Raw genomic sequence first — 12902 nt, 5'->3', positions numbered from 1 at the left:
TCCGTTGCCTGTTCTACTCCTAAAGCAGTGACTATTGCCCCCATAACACCTATACCTACCCCCAGAATAACACCTCCCAGGCATCCAGCTGCAAGCGCCGTGCAAAAGCCAGCAAATGCCACAATGAAACCTGCCAATGTCGTCAACGTACCTTTTATAGTATTCGCAATACCTGTACAGGTGTTTGATATTCCATACTGTTCTAAAGTTCCTACTAGATAAGTCACATGTGCATTAAAAATATCACGCTCTTCCGGTGTGGCTGTTGCTTTCATAGCAGCTCCCGCCGCACGAACCATGTCATCCCAAAAATCTTGCTTAAAAAAGTGCGATAATTTTCACTAACTACACGTTGTAACTCGTCAACGCTCGTAATGAAGTTTTTTCCATGAATAGCAAGTTGGACACTTCTTTCTCTTTGGTAACGCTCACCAACTGGATCTCTTTGAGTTTGCCTACTCCAAAAAGTATTTCTTTGGAACGCTGCTTTTTGTATAGCGTCCAAATCCCGATTAAACTGAGTACGCGTAGTGTTACCGACCATGATTGTTTCTCCTCAATACTAAGGAAATTTAAAAAATGAAGTAAATTCTAGCATAACTTCGTTTCTACCAGTAGCATCTATCTTAATTTAAGTAAAACCCTTATTTTTTATAGCTAAGGTTTATGAAAGAAATTATTCTAGCAACTGATAATAAAGGTAAAATTGCCGAACTAGAGGCTATTCTTGCGCCGTGGTATTGCATCCCTCAATCCACCTTAGGAATACAAAGCCCTGAAGAAACAGGCTTAAGCTTTGTCGAAAATGCCATTCTAAAGGCCAGGCATGCCAGTCATTTAAGTAATAAACCCGCTCTGGCTGATGACTCCGGTTTAGTAGTACCGATCTTAAACGGTGAGCCGGGAATTTATTCAGCGCGTTATGCTGGTATTCATGCCAATGATGCGGACAACATTGCTCTATTATTAACCAAACTTGGAACAGAAACAGAGCGAGACGCTTATTTTTATTGCGCGATTGCCTTGGTACAACATGCCAATGACCCCACCCCCATTATTGCCACTGGAAAATTGCTTGGCAGAATTGCCAACACGCCTGCGGGCGAACAAGGCTTCGGTTATGATCCTGTATTTTATATACCTACTCACCAATGCACAGCAGCCCAATTGCCTGCTACTATTAAAAATACGGTTAGCCATCGTGCCCAAGCTCTGAAACAATTACAGTCTCAACTTTGATGTGATAAGACTATGAACGAGAATAACGACGCCTTATTTGTGGAAGCTTACCAATTACAACGGGAAGGTAAACTGCCCCAGGCTATTTCTCTTTATGAACAACTACTTCAACTCACCCCTAAACATGGACAAGCCCTGCATTTTCTCGGCCTTGCCTATGCACAATTGGGGGATATGAATGCTGCCATTGATTTTTTACAGCAAGCTTTGAGTCTACAACCTGAGGATGCCAGCCTATACAATAATCTGGCCAATGCTTATAAAAATTCGCATCAACTGGATAAAGCCATTCTTTATTACCAAAAGGCAATTCAACTCGTTCCCGACTATGCTCAGGCACAACATAATTTAGCTACCGTCTATGCTTTGAAAAATGACTATACCAAAGCACTTCATCATTATCGTCTAGCAGTCCATGCTGAACCTGATTTTACCGCTGCCCATTTTAATTTGGGTTTACTATTACTGCAAAATAATGAACTAACTGCTGCACAAACTCAATTCAAGAATGTTTTAGCGCTACAACCTAACCATATTGAAGCCCAATTCTATCTGGGCGTTCTCTATCTGGAAGCCCATTTGTTAAAAGAAGCAGAACAGGCTTTTGAAAAAGTGCTCGCACAAGATAAACAGCATGTCCAAGCCTTAACGAATTTGGGCGTGATTGCCCTCAAACGTGAGCAGGGTCAATTAGCAGTGAGTTATTTCACCAATGCGTTGGCTATTGATAATAATCATCTGGATGCTCGCAATAATTTAGCAGCGACCTTTATGCACCATGATCGTTTTGAAAATGCTCTTATGCATTACGATGTATTGCTTAAAGAAGAACCCCATAATATGGAGTATTTATATAATTCCGGTGTTGCGCAAATGGCTTTGGGACATCTCAGTGAAGCAACTAACCACTTTGAAAAAATTTTAGAACTAAAGCCGGATCATTTTGCTGCTCTAAACAATTTAGCCGCTATTTATATCCGACTGGAAGATAAAGAACACGCTCGTACCTTGCTGGAAAGAGCCGTTGCGGCTAATCCAGACGATAAAGCCAGTCAGCACATGCTTCATGCCCTAGCTACTGATGAATTAAACCCGCCAACTTGTCCCGAATATGCTTCCAATTTATTCAACAATTACGCTTTGTATTACGATCAACATTTGCAAGGCCAACTAAACTACTCTATCCCCCAACAAATCGCTCAACTACTCCATCATTTAAACCTTTATAAATTAAACGAAATAATTGATTTAGGTTGTGGTACCGGTTTAACAGGGGTCGTATTGCGCGAAATTAGTGAGCATTTAACAGGTGTTGATATTGCGGCCAAAATGCTAACCCAAGCACAAGGAAAAGGAATTTACGATAAGCTGGTAGAAGCAGAATTAGAAACCTTCCTGAAAAAGAGTAAGCAACATTATGACTTGGCCGTTGCAGCTGATGTCTTGCCTTATTTTGGCAAACTTGATGACTTTTTTACTGCCATTGCTGACCGACTCAAGCCAGGAGGTTATTTCATCTTTACCATCGAAATCTCGGAGGATAAACCCTGGCAATTGCAAGCAAGTGCTCGTTTTAGCCATCATGTTGATTATATTACCCAATTATGTAGCCAACTCGACTTGCAGATCATTCATCAGGAAAAGGTTATCGCCCGACGACAGCATCAAGAAGCGTTATCTGTGATGCTGTTTGCCGTGCAGAAATTACCTTAAATTTTGTCAACCGCATTACATAATAGCACAATCAACGCTTTCCTCAGATTCCTCTTTAGGTGGTAAATTCACAGAGGTAGGTGCAGGAACTCTATGAAAAGGATGACGGCCAGAAAGTACTGTAGCAATTAATAAGGAATTAACTAATGAGTCCATCACCTCTCTTGAGCTTCGCTCTTCTTCTACAGCCTCATCATAGGCTAATTGCTCTTCTGCGGTTAGTCTTGTTTCCCTTTCATAAATTGCTTCTGTGCTGCTATTTTTATATTCACTATAATAAATTTCAAACTTTTTAGTGATATCCTCAACTTCAGCTTTACTCACAAAAATTGGTATTCTTCGCCATCATGATCGCTTTGTTGCTGTTGAACAAACATGCTAGTCAAATACGCAGAAAAACGCTCTGGAGTAATTTCAGAAGTAAACTCGCTGTGAGAATGCATAATTTTAATCTCTTCTGCGTTCGTGTGATTTTTTTAATATGCGGGGCATCCGGGCCTCTTACTGACTCAGTAATGCACCCAGGCATCGTTGATATGAAATGGGCCTCTAAATGAACCCAATTCTCTCTGGCTGTGCTTGCAGCCTCCTGTGGTCCTCTAAAATAAACATTTATAGTATTTTTTACAGCTTGAACTTTAATTGAGACATCATTAGAACGTTTGAGTAACTCTATATTAAAAGGCATTCCTTACTCCATTGTTATTAATTTTTGACGACAATAACGGAGAAAAATTAAGGAAACCTTAAGAACTGTGAAACAGAGTGTACTTTAAGAGACACTGCGGTAAATACCGCAGTACTCTAGTCATGGTAACTATTAAAACGACAAGACGAGATTCTTATTCACCCGTTGTAACTGTGTCTTGAATAAAGTCTGAATTTGCTCAAGGCTCGCCTTATCTTTTGCTTCAAAACGAGCTACCAAACAAGGCGTCGTATTAGAGGCACGCAATAATCCCCAGCCATCGGCAAACTCAACCCGTAAGCCATCAATAGTAATCACTTCAGCCTCAGGAAACTTAGCTTCTTCACTGAAGCGTTGCATGAAAGCAAATTTCTCTTCTTCAGCAATGGGAATCTTTATTTCAGGGGTATTAACGCTGTTAGGAATAGCATCAAACTGCTCACTTACTGTTTGTGAACTCGCACTAATAATTTCTAATAAACGACAAGCACTATAAAGTGCATCATCAAAACCATACCAACGATCTTTAAAGAAGAGATGTCCACTCATTTCACCAGCCAAGGCAGCTTGCTCTTCTTTCATAACCGCCTTCACGATGGAATGCCCTGTAGGACACATTTTTGCAATACCACCGGCTGCTCTAATTACCCCAGCCAGATGACTTGAACATTTCACATCATAAACAATAGTTGCCTCTTTATTACGGCTTAAAACATCACGGGCATAAAGCATCAACAAACGATCGGGCCAAATGACTTCACCCAAATTACTGACTACTCCCAAACGATCTGCATCACCATCAAACGCTAAACCGATATCTGCCTGATGTTGCGCAACCATTGCTTTGAGATCCACTAAATTTGCCTCTATTGTTGGATCTGGATGATGATTGGGAAAACGACCATCTACTTCACAATACAAAGGAATCACTTCGCAACCTAGCGCCGCGATAACCTGAGGAATAATTGGACCAGCAATTCCATTACCGCAATCGACCACTACTTTTAAACGACGCTGAAGTTTCATATCGCTAAGAATACGATTTGTATAATTGTTCATAATCTCGAGCGACTCTGCTTGACCTACACCATCCTGGTGCGTACCTGCTGCCACCAATTCATAAAGTTGATCAATATCAGACTGCACCAGCGTTTTGCCAGCCAATACCATTTTTATGCCATTGTAATCTGAGGGATTATGGCTGCCTGTCACCATCAAGCCGCAATCTATACCTTCATGCGTACAGGCTGCATAGTACATAACTGGTGTCGCTACTGCACCTAAATCAACTACCGTAATACCGCTAGCCAGAAGGCCTTCTTTTAATGCATTCGCTAAACTGGCACTCGTCAAACGACCATCGCGAGCTACAAAAATTTTACTGCGCTGCAACGCATGCAAACGGCAGCTAATTGCACGACCTATACTGTAAAAAGCATTTTCATCCAATTGATTACCAATAACACCACGAATATCGTAGGCTCTGAAAACAGAGCGTTCAACCTGCCTTTGACTATAAGTCATTAATGTCTCCCGGAACTACCAAAACCACCTTGGCCACGACTACTTTCCGTAAACGAATCAACCACTGTGAAAGCAGCTCGCACTACCGGTAAAAAACCAGCTGGGCAATACGCTCTCCTGGATTCACTGTGAAATGTTCCTGATTACGATTCCAACAGGAAATTTTTAGCTCCCCTTGATAATCAGAATCAATCAAACCAACCAAATTACCCAATACAATGCCGTGTTTATGCCCCAAACCTGAACGCGGTAAAATGACCGCAGCTAACTTGGGATCAGCAATATAAATAGCAAGTCCTGTTGGCAATAATACCGTTTCTTGTGGCCCGATCTGCAGGGGCTCATCGATACAAACGCGCAAATCCAATCCTGCCGAACCGGGGGTTGCATAGCTGGGTAATGGAATGCTGTTGCCCACACGTGGGTCGAGAATTTTTAATTGAATGGCTTGTTCCATGGTATTCCCCTAATTTTTAATGCCAGCATTTTGAAGATTTGCTGCCAGAATTGCAATAATTTGCCCTGCAAGTCTGGTTTTATGGGTCAATGGCAATTCAGTTTGTCCTTTTGCAGTCAACACAGTGACCTGATTGGAGTCACTATCAAATCCTAAGCCCTTCCCAACTTGATTCGCAATGATCATATCGAGTTTTTTAGCACGCAATTTGTCTTTCGCATGCTTGATTACCTCTGTGGTTTCAGCAGCAAAACCTACCACGTAGGACGCCTTACCACTCGCTGCAACTGCAGCAAGAATATCTGGATTAGCATTGAGATGAAGGATTAATTCTTTTTTATCCTGCTTTTTAATCTTCTCTTGTGCTGGCGCCTTTAGACCATAATCCGCTACGGCCGCCGTAGCAATAAAAATCACCCCCTCTTCCAAATGTTGCATGACTGACTCATACATCGCTTGCGAAGAATTAACGCAATCGCATAACACGCCAGAAGGCGGTACTAACGAAGTGGGGCCAGAGATTAAAGTAACCTGTGCGCCCGCTACATAGGCTGCTTGCGCAAGAGCATAACCCATTTTCCCCGAGCTATGGTTACTGACATAACGCACCGGATCAATTGCTTCACGCGTAGGACCAGCTGTAATCAATACTTTTTTCCTTGTAATAGTTGACTCACCTGCTTTAAACGTAATGCATTGATAATATTATCTATTTCACTCAAACGCCCAAATCCTTGCTCGCCACAGGCCTGTGAACCTTCTTCAGGACCAACCAAAATAACGCCACGTTGAACTAATAGTTCACAATTAGCTTGTGTAGCAGGGTGTAACCACATGCTTTTATTCATCGCTGGACAAACAATAACCGGCGTTTCTGCAACCAAATACAACGTGGTTAATAAATCATCAGCAAGACCGTTTGCCATCTTCGCCAAACAATTGGCGGAAGCAGGTGCAATTACCAGGTAATCAGCCCAACGAGCTAACTCAATATGCCCCATAGCGCGTTCCGCTTGCTGATCAAATAAATCAACACGAACATCATTCCCGCTTAAAGCCTGCAAGGTTAGTGGCGTTATAAACTGCTGCGCAGATTCTGTCATAACTACACGAATCTCTGCCCCCAAGCGGCTCAATTCACGTACGAGATAGGCTGATTTATAAGCAGCAATACCGCCGCAAATCCCAAGAACAATTTTTTATTGGCAAAATCTTGCATGGCTTTTATTTTTTGATCAGAATATCTGCGATCAAACCACAAACCTCGCCATAAAGGAATAATAATGACTGGTTCTCAACCGGCACAGCCATTGCGCTTGCGTGAAAAACTACTGACTCAAGGGGCTAAAAACCTTTCCGATGCTGAATTACTGGCTGTTTTTATCAGTTCAGGTAATAGCAAAAAAACTGCTTGCAACTCGCGTTTGACTTAATTCATCATCTCGGCGATTTACGTGCAATACTCAATGCCGATCAGCATAGTTTTAAACAAATCCAAGGTCTGGGGCTGGTACGTTACCTGCAGTTGCAGGCAATCCAGGAAATATGTCGGCGTAGTGATTTTATCAGTTTACAAAAAATACTTCGGTGACTGACTCCTATCAAACCTACACTTATTTGAAACGGCAATTACGCGATAAAAAAATGAAATCTTCGTCGCTTTGTTTTTAGATAATCAGCACCGAATCCTTGCTTACGAAGAATTATTTACGGGTACAATCAACACAGCAACTATTCATTTTCGCCCCATTGTTGAGCGAATACTTAAACTTAATGCTGCAGCGTTAATCCTGGCTCATAATCACCCATCTGGTTTATCCGATGCCAGTCTGCAAGATAGAGAAGTTACCGAACGTCTACGCCATGCTCTGGAATTAATCGATGCTCGCTTGCTGGATCACTTAATCATTGGTGATAATGAAGTGTATTCCATCATGCACGGGATGAAATGGCATTGTCATTAAGCAACCAATTGTGTCAATTTATCCGGAAACTCAGTGTAAGGAGACACGGAGCGAAGAACCAGAGCGTACGTGAAGTACATAAAAATTCGAGCACCGTATCGACGAAGCAATTCCCCTCTGTAGTAGAGTTTCCGAAGAAATCTAATGTAGAGCAGATATTTATAAAAGAGGCGTATGCGCATGCTAAAAATACCAGAAACAAAGATTCATCTTGTTGCCGCCAATTTACATGACTACCCAAGACTACAGAATCTGGCACGATTTTATGTCTATGACATGTCCAGATATTGTGGATTTTTACCAGGCTGGGATTGTCCTGAGAATGGGCTTTATGAGTGTTATGATTGTAAAAATACTTTACCGAAAAAGAACGCTATCCTTTTCTCATTCGTGTTGAGAAAGAACTTGCCGGTTTTGTCTTGATTAACAAAATTGCTACAACTCCAAATATTGATTGGAACGTCGGTGAATTTTTTGTAACTGCTAAATTTCAACGCCAGGGAGTAGGTCAGCAGGTTGCCAAACAGGTATGGCAGCAATTTGCAGGAGCCTGGGAGGTAGCAGTTATTCCTCAAAATGAACGAGGATTAAATTTCTGGCGCAGAACGATTATTGAATTTAGTAAAAACCAATTTAGTGAAACTGTAAAAGAAGTGGCCTATGATCCTACTAACCCACGTATTCTTTTCAATTTTATTGCTAAGGAGCCTTCGGAGTGAAAAAGGTTTTACTTACGTGCTAATCGCTCTATTATGTAAACATACCGATTTCTCCTTGGGTTAACTTAAGATGAATGGAGTGCATCATGGCTGAGAATAGATTGGATGTATTGGTAGTTGGTGCAGGACCTGTTGGTTTGTTTTGCGCTAATGAATTAACTCGGCATGGTATACCTTGTCGAATTATCGATAAAAAAGCGGAATTAAGTGATAAATCCAAAGCATTGGGGATCCACATCCGTACTCTGGATGTCCTGGAGGATTGTGGTTTTATTGATGAGATTCTAGCCCAGGGCCTAAAAGTCGAAGGGGCGTTACTTAAAGCCCATGAAAAACTATTAGTGGATGTTGACTTCTCCCTCGTAGAAGGGGATCGCCATTATCTTGTCGACTTGCCTCAGGATAAAACGGAAAGAATATTACACGCAGGACTGGTTACGAAAGGATTACAGGTTGAATGGCAAACAGAATTAACTGGAATTGAGCAAGCCGCCAATCATACCATCGCCACCTTAAAACGAGCTGATGGTAGCAGCGAACAGGTTAATGCAGCCTGGATTATTGCCTGTGATGGTTCTCATAGTACATTGAGGCATTTGGTTAATGCCGATTTTCTTGGCGCCACTTACAAAGAAGTTTGGTGGCTTGCTGATCTTCATATCGATTGGAATTTGCCAAAGAACAAAATGGCTATCTTTGTCAGTCATCATGGCCCTATGGCCGCATTTCCAATGGGGGAGAAACGTTATCGACTTGTCTTGGTAGCACCAGAGGGCTCCTCAATAGATGCCACCCCCACTATACAAGATATAGAGCAAGCATTTAAACAACGTAGCGCTGAAAATGCCACGTTATCTGATCCAATTTGGCTCACCCAATTCGGTATTCATCATCGGCAAATCCAGCAATACCGCTATGGGCGACTATTTTTTGCTGGTGATGCAGCGCATATTCATAGCCCTATGGGAGGGCAAGGCCTTAATACGGGTATACAAGATATTTATAATTTAATTTGGAAATTAACATTAGTGCAAAAAGGATTAGCACAAGACAGCTTATTAGATAGCTACCATAAAGAGCGTTATCCTATTGGCAAAGGCGTGTTGAAAAAACAGACCTTATGACCAAGCTAATTACTATCACTAATCCTGTACTGATCTATCTACGTAATACGTTCATTCGTCTTATTACCTCTTTCAAGTTCGTTAAGAGAGCCTTTACAAGAGATATGGCTGAATTAACTATTTCTTACGCTGACAGCCCTATCGTAAAGACGCTGGGTATGCCCACCCAATTTAAAATCGGTCAATTCACCCCAAATTTTTACTTAACTGATAGACACAACAAAGAGAAAAAGCAATTGCATCAAATGACCCAGGGAACTATGCATCATTTATTCTTGTTCGCTGGGCAAAATAAACAGCAATTCCCTGCTTTACTTGAAACAGCAGTTTTTATAAGTCAGCAGTTTAAGGAAATCATCAAAGTTCACCTAGTGCTAGCCGATTCAGACAATAAGGCAATTGATCTGGACTCGGTATTAATCGATGACAACCAGGAAGTACATCAACAGTTTGCTATCCAACAAACTACCGCTTTGTTGATTCGTCCCGACAAATATATAGGACTAACACAATCGCCGGTGAATAAAGATGGTTTTCTAGCCTATATGAAAAATATTTATATCAGTAAATGAAACAATCGTACTTAAAATTAATGCCAGACTTTTCCTCCTCTGGTTAGCAAATCTAACCAGAGAATTGATTTTAATTAAGACTAGGGATTGTTTATTAACCTTAGGTATACTAAGAGCCTATTTACTCACTCTCCATAACCATTATGATGACTTTATTGTATCTTTGTTATTTGGTTGTTGGGTTACAAATCGTTTTTAAACCCAATCGCTTTGTAAAACTACAATTTCTGGTGTGTTTATTATTAACCACCTTTTGGTTTAACTATCACAGCCATCTGGTGCATCTATGATTAGTCAAAATAAAATTCATCGATGGGGCAACAGTTGTGGGCTTATCCTAGTCTGTGTCATTTTACTGTTCGCTTTTTACGATCAGCTATACAGACATGACTTACCTTGTCCACTTTGCCTATTACAAAGAGCTTGTTTTATTGGTATTGGCCTTTGTTTGTGCATGAATCTCAAAGCCGGTATTAAAATTACCCATTATGGATTAATGACATTAACATCGCTTCTAGGGCTTGGCATTGCTTTACGGCAAATTTTTATCCATGTTGCACCGGGTGATTTAGGTTATGGCTCTCCCTTGCTTGGTTTGTATCTCTACACCTGGTCTGCGATTGGTTTCGTTGTCATTATTGGTGTGATTGCTATTGCTCAATTATTTGAACGAGGATTTTACAAAGACAACCCGCCCCCCAGCTCTAGCCGCTGGCTTAATCTACTAATGAGCATTTTTCTGCTCTTGATTCTTGCTAACGGAATCAGTACATTCATCGAATGTGGCTTTTTTATTTGTAAATCTACTCCACAACATTATTACTTACTGGATACAATGGCCTAAACCTCTGTCAGGGAAATAATCATGCGTCTTTTAGCTTGTCTTTCTTTTTTGTCTGCTCTTTCTGCCTCCAGGCTGACACAATGGACCATTACATGAATATCTCTAATAACATCCCGCAAATGGAGATGAAAGCTGATCCACAAGCTCAGGCCTGGGCGAGATCCGCACGTAATGTGCTCATTATTGCCAATGAAAGTATTGCTGAAACCTTGATTCAAGCTAACGAGGCAGCGAAAAGCCATGGTAGAGCATTGTTTTGTCTTCCTCCTGGAACAAGTTTAAATGCAATTACCCTTAATGGTATTATTCTGCAAACGTATCGTGAAATCTCTAGTCAGCAAAGTGATAAAGATAAAATGACCGTTTCGCAAGTAGCCTGGTTAGGAGTTACTAAAAATTACCCTTGCCCTGCTCAAACTGCTCATGATAATCAAATGCAGCACATGAGTGAGCTCTTGGCTCATTAAGCCCTGTAATCTCACTCTGCAAAGGAATATTAAATTGGGATAATTTAAATGTGAGAATATAATGAATCCTTTGTTGCCCTTCATAAAAATACGACGAGAGCTAGGCTTTATGGAGAAATTCCCAGACTCCAGAATGACTGTGGCCACAGCCTTGGAAGGACTATTTAACAAACTTGTTACAGCACTGTCACCCCCTGAAACACCTCCAGCCAGCATTGTCTTTAGTGCCGATTCTTTTGATGAATCGCTAGCTGAATTAGAGGTCCACCAAGAAGATGTTTTTATTGGACAATTAGCTCTATATAAAAACAGACCGAATGTAAAAATCTGCCATATGCGTCATTATGCTACCCGTGACGCAGCGCATTGGCATGCCTTGTTTGCTGAAACAGATCATGAAGGTAACGTTATAAGAATAATCGCCACTGACTCCCGTATTGATAGCAAAAGTCAGGGCATTACCGCCCAAAGAGATATTACTAAATACTCTTTATCACACCGGCTTAACATTACCTTTATAGCCGGTGGACAACAGCCTATGGGAATAAAAATCTGTTGGCTACATGCCCTGGCCAATTTAGCTTCTCTTGCGGCCTCTGGTAAGGTATACAAACAGCAAACTTCTAATCTGGGTACGGAGTTAAGTGAGCTCATAGAAAAAAGAAAGAAACGCCGAGCTTTTTTCAGCCATTAGTACCTGAACGGAGGAGCAGCGTAACAGGCAATACAAAAGTCCCCGCTAACACCCATTACTCACCCTCCTTGCAACACATTGAAGCCGGTAGCTTAATTCTGGCGGCGGTGCTCCTACCCTTATGCTTACCTGCAAACCTGTCCATTCTTGCAGTCAGTATCTCAATAACGCTGCTAGGCGCAGCGTTATTGCTTAACGGTTCTTTAATCAAAGAAGAAGTAACCAGCACTCTACAACTAGTTTCTTCTTTCTTTTAAAATGCCGGCCCTCCACACTAAAAGCCGGTGACTGATTAGCTACTAAACTCCTCAAATGCTTCTAATGCTTCAGCAGCGTACATTAATGATGGGCCGCCACCCATATAAACTGCCATTCCTAAAGTTTCCAGCAATTCTTCACGAGTCGTTTGCAATTTCACTAACGCTTGGGAATGAAAACCTATACATCCAGGACAGTGATTAGCAACTGCCAAAGCCATTGCAATTAGTTCTTTCGTCTTTTTATCCAAAACCCCATCTTTTGTCGCGGCCTGTGCCAACGAAGAAAATCCTGCCATCACTTCTGGCATTTCCTTACGCATTTTAGCCAATTGTGTACTAATTCCTTTAGTAACCTCATTAAATTTTTGTGACATTTATAAATCCCCCTTGTTGTAGATTAGAGCGTAACAAACAGAGAGAATTTTATACCATGCCTATAAACTGGGAACAATGGACAGCCAACTATTATATGTGAGCAGCGAAGTGCAGAAAATTAAACTATAAACACCAAAATAGTAGAAATAAGGAAGGACTAGCTACATTTCGCTAGCTTGAGTGCTTATGCCCTGATGTTCGAGCATCGCAGCGGAGCATACACATTAGTATGTGAGCAGCGAAGCGCAGAAAATCAGGGCAT

Annotated in this window: 16 protein-coding genes and 3 pseudogenes; 11 read left to right on the top strand and 8 right to left on the bottom strand. The window is 41.3% G+C overall.

What is annotated here, in order from left to right; translation table 11 throughout:
- The coding region (locus BN58_RS05580) for a hypothetical protein (protein WP_232220367.1) at positions 1–299 on the bottom strand (299 nt) is incomplete at its 3' end.
- The gene (locus BN58_RS05575) at positions 272–544 is read right to left on the bottom strand and encodes a hypothetical protein (RefSeq protein ID WP_019215999.1); all 273 of its coding nucleotides are present in this window, start codon (positions 542–544) and stop codon (positions 272–274) included. The genes BN58_RS05575 and BN58_RS05580, both read right to left, overlap by 28 nt.
- A 122-nt stretch (positions 545–666) precedes the next feature.
- Here BN58_RS05575 and rdgB point away from each other — a divergent pair, with 122 nt between their 5' ends.
- Both rdgB and BN58_RS05565 read left to right on the top strand, forming a co-directional pair.
- Positions 667–1239, top strand: coding sequence for an RdgB/HAM1 family non-canonical purine NTP pyrophosphatase (rdgB, locus tag BN58_RS05570; RefSeq protein ID WP_019215998.1), 573 nt, complete (start codon positions 667–669; stop codon positions 1237–1239).
- 12 nt (positions 1240–1251) lie between these two features.
- Positions 1252–2952, top strand: coding sequence for a tetratricopeptide repeat protein (locus BN58_RS05565; protein ID WP_019215997.1), 1701 nt, complete (start codon positions 1252–1254; stop codon positions 2950–2952).
- 15 nt (positions 2953–2967) lie between these two features.
- On the opposite strand, the gene BN58_RS05560 is transcribed toward BN58_RS05565, so the two are convergent.
- From BN58_RS05560 to coaBC, 5 genes and pseudogenes are all read right to left on the bottom strand, one after another.
- Positions 2968–3276, bottom strand: a complete 309-nt coding sequence (locus BN58_RS05560; protein WP_019215996.1) for a hypothetical protein — start codon at positions 3274–3276, stop codon at positions 2968–2970.
- On the bottom strand, positions 3273–3395 hold the full coding sequence (locus BN58_RS35805; RefSeq protein ID WP_269570098.1) for a hypothetical protein: 123 nt from the start codon (positions 3393–3395) through the stop codon (positions 3273–3275). The genes BN58_RS05560 and BN58_RS35805 overlap by 4 nt, the downstream gene beginning before the upstream one ends.
- Positions 3396–3772: 377 nt before the next feature.
- A complete protein-coding gene (locus tag BN58_RS05550) occupies positions 3773–5164 on the bottom strand; it encodes a phosphomannomutase/phosphoglucomutase (protein WP_019215994.1) in 1392 nt (463 codons plus the stop codon).
- Positions 5164–5621, bottom strand: a pseudogene (gene dut / locus BN58_RS22440) (dUTP diphosphatase). Before dut ends, BN58_RS05550 begins: the two are co-directional and overlap by 1 nt.
- Before the next feature lie 9 nt (positions 5622–5630).
- Positions 5631–6840, bottom strand: a pseudogene (gene coaBC / locus BN58_RS22435) (bifunctional phosphopantothenoylcysteine decarboxylase/phosphopantothenate--cysteine ligase CoaBC).
- Positions 6841–6904: 64 nt separating this feature from the next.
- Here coaBC and radC point away from each other — a divergent pair.
- The 9 genes and pseudogenes from radC to BN58_RS05495 all read left to right on the top strand — a co-directional run bounded on the left by radC (position 6905) and on the right by BN58_RS05495 (position 12005).
- Positions 6905–7585 (top strand): annotated as a pseudogene (gene radC, locus BN58_RS28115) (RadC family protein).
- A 180-nt stretch (positions 7586–7765) separates the two neighbouring features.
- On the top strand, positions 7766–8008 hold the full coding sequence (locus BN58_RS28110) for a hypothetical protein (protein ID WP_051131844.1): 243 nt from the start codon (positions 7766–7768) through the stop codon (positions 8006–8008).
- On the top strand, positions 8005–8304 hold the full coding sequence (locus BN58_RS29595) for a hypothetical protein (RefSeq protein ID WP_232220366.1): 300 nt from the start codon (positions 8005–8007) through the stop codon (positions 8302–8304). The genes BN58_RS28110 and BN58_RS29595 overlap by 4 nt, the downstream gene beginning before the upstream one ends.
- Positions 8305–8390: 86 nt before the next feature.
- On the top strand, positions 8391–9428 hold the full coding sequence (locus tag BN58_RS32935; RefSeq protein ID WP_020424300.1) for an FAD-dependent monooxygenase: 1038 nt from the start codon (positions 8391–8393) through the stop codon (positions 9426–9428).
- A complete protein-coding gene (locus tag BN58_RS32930; protein WP_020424299.1) occupies positions 9425–10000 on the top strand; it encodes a hypothetical protein in 576 nt (191 codons plus the stop codon). Before BN58_RS32935 ends, BN58_RS32930 begins: the two co-directional genes overlap by 4 nt.
- Before the next feature lie 143 nt (positions 10001–10143).
- A complete protein-coding gene (locus tag BN58_RS37540) occupies positions 10144–10290 on the top strand; it encodes a DUF5993 family protein (RefSeq protein ID WP_408605463.1) in 147 nt (48 codons plus the stop codon).
- A complete protein-coding gene (locus BN58_RS05505) occupies positions 10287–10844 on the top strand; it encodes a disulfide bond formation protein B (RefSeq protein WP_019215988.1) in 558 nt (185 codons plus the stop codon). Before BN58_RS37540 ends, BN58_RS05505 begins: the two co-directional genes overlap by 4 nt.
- A 92-nt stretch (positions 10845–10936) precedes the next feature.
- Positions 10937–11311, top strand: coding sequence for a hypothetical protein (locus BN58_RS05500; RefSeq protein ID WP_040916177.1), 375 nt, complete (start codon positions 10937–10939; stop codon positions 11309–11311).
- Positions 11312–11372: 61 nt separating this feature from the next.
- A complete protein-coding gene (locus tag BN58_RS05495) occupies positions 11373–12005 on the top strand; it encodes a hypothetical protein (protein WP_156812377.1) in 633 nt (210 codons plus the stop codon).
- 292 nt (positions 12006–12297) lie between these two features.
- Here the strand turns inward: BN58_RS05495 and BN58_RS05490 are convergent, their stop codons facing one another.
- Complete coding sequence (locus tag BN58_RS05490; RefSeq protein WP_019215985.1) at positions 12298–12639, bottom strand: carboxymuconolactone decarboxylase family protein; 342 nt, start codon at positions 12637–12639, stop codon at positions 12298–12300.
- Positions 12640–12902 lie beyond the last annotated feature (263 nt).

Origin of the sequence: Legionella tunisiensis (assembly GCF_000308315.1) — a bacterium.
Taxonomy (GTDB): Bacteria; Pseudomonadota; Gammaproteobacteria; order Legionellales; family Legionellaceae; genus Tatlockia; species Tatlockia tunisiensis.
Note: the sequence above shows the minus strand (reverse complement) of the source record. Positions and strands in the feature narration are given on the sequence as shown.

Coding starts and splice junctions, on each gene's coding strand:
- BN58_RS05575 (WP_019215999.1), bottom strand. CDS start 544: ATGGTCGGTAACACTACGCGTACTCAGTTTAATCGGGATTTGGACGCT.
- rdgB (WP_019215998.1), top strand. CDS start 667: ATGAAAGAAATTATTCTAGCAACTGATAATAAAGGTAAAATTGCCGAA.
- BN58_RS05565 (WP_019215997.1), top strand. CDS start 1,252: ATGAACGAGAATAACGACGCCTTATTTGTGGAAGCTTACCAATTACAA.
- BN58_RS35805 (WP_269570098.1), bottom strand. CDS start 3,395: ATGCATTCTCACAGCGAGTTTACTTCTGAAATTACTCCAGAGCGTTTT.
- BN58_RS05550 (WP_019215994.1), bottom strand. CDS start 5,164: ATGACTTATAGTCAAAGGCAGGTTGAACGCTCTGTTTTCAGAGCCTAC.
- BN58_RS28110 (WP_051131844.1), top strand. CDS start 7,766: ATGCTAAAAATACCAGAAACAAAGATTCATCTTGTTGCCGCCAATTTA.
- BN58_RS32935 (WP_020424300.1), top strand. CDS start 8,391: ATGGCTGAGAATAGATTGGATGTATTGGTAGTTGGTGCAGGACCTGTT.
- BN58_RS32930 (WP_020424299.1), top strand. CDS start 9,425: ATGACCAAGCTAATTACTATCACTAATCCTGTACTGATCTATCTACGT.
- BN58_RS37540 (WP_408605463.1), top strand. CDS start 10,144: ATGATGACTTTATTGTATCTTTGTTATTTGGTTGTTGGGTTACAAATC.
- BN58_RS05505 (WP_019215988.1), top strand. CDS start 10,287: ATGATTAGTCAAAATAAAATTCATCGATGGGGCAACAGTTGTGGGCTT.
- BN58_RS05500 (WP_040916177.1), top strand. CDS start 10,937: ATGAATATCTCTAATAACATCCCGCAAATGGAGATGAAAGCTGATCCA.
- BN58_RS05495 (WP_156812377.1), top strand. CDS start 11,373: ATGAATCCTTTGTTGCCCTTCATAAAAATACGACGAGAGCTAGGCTTT.
- BN58_RS05490 (WP_019215985.1), bottom strand. CDS start 12,639: ATGTCACAAAAATTTAATGAGGTTACTAAAGGAATTAGTACACAATTG.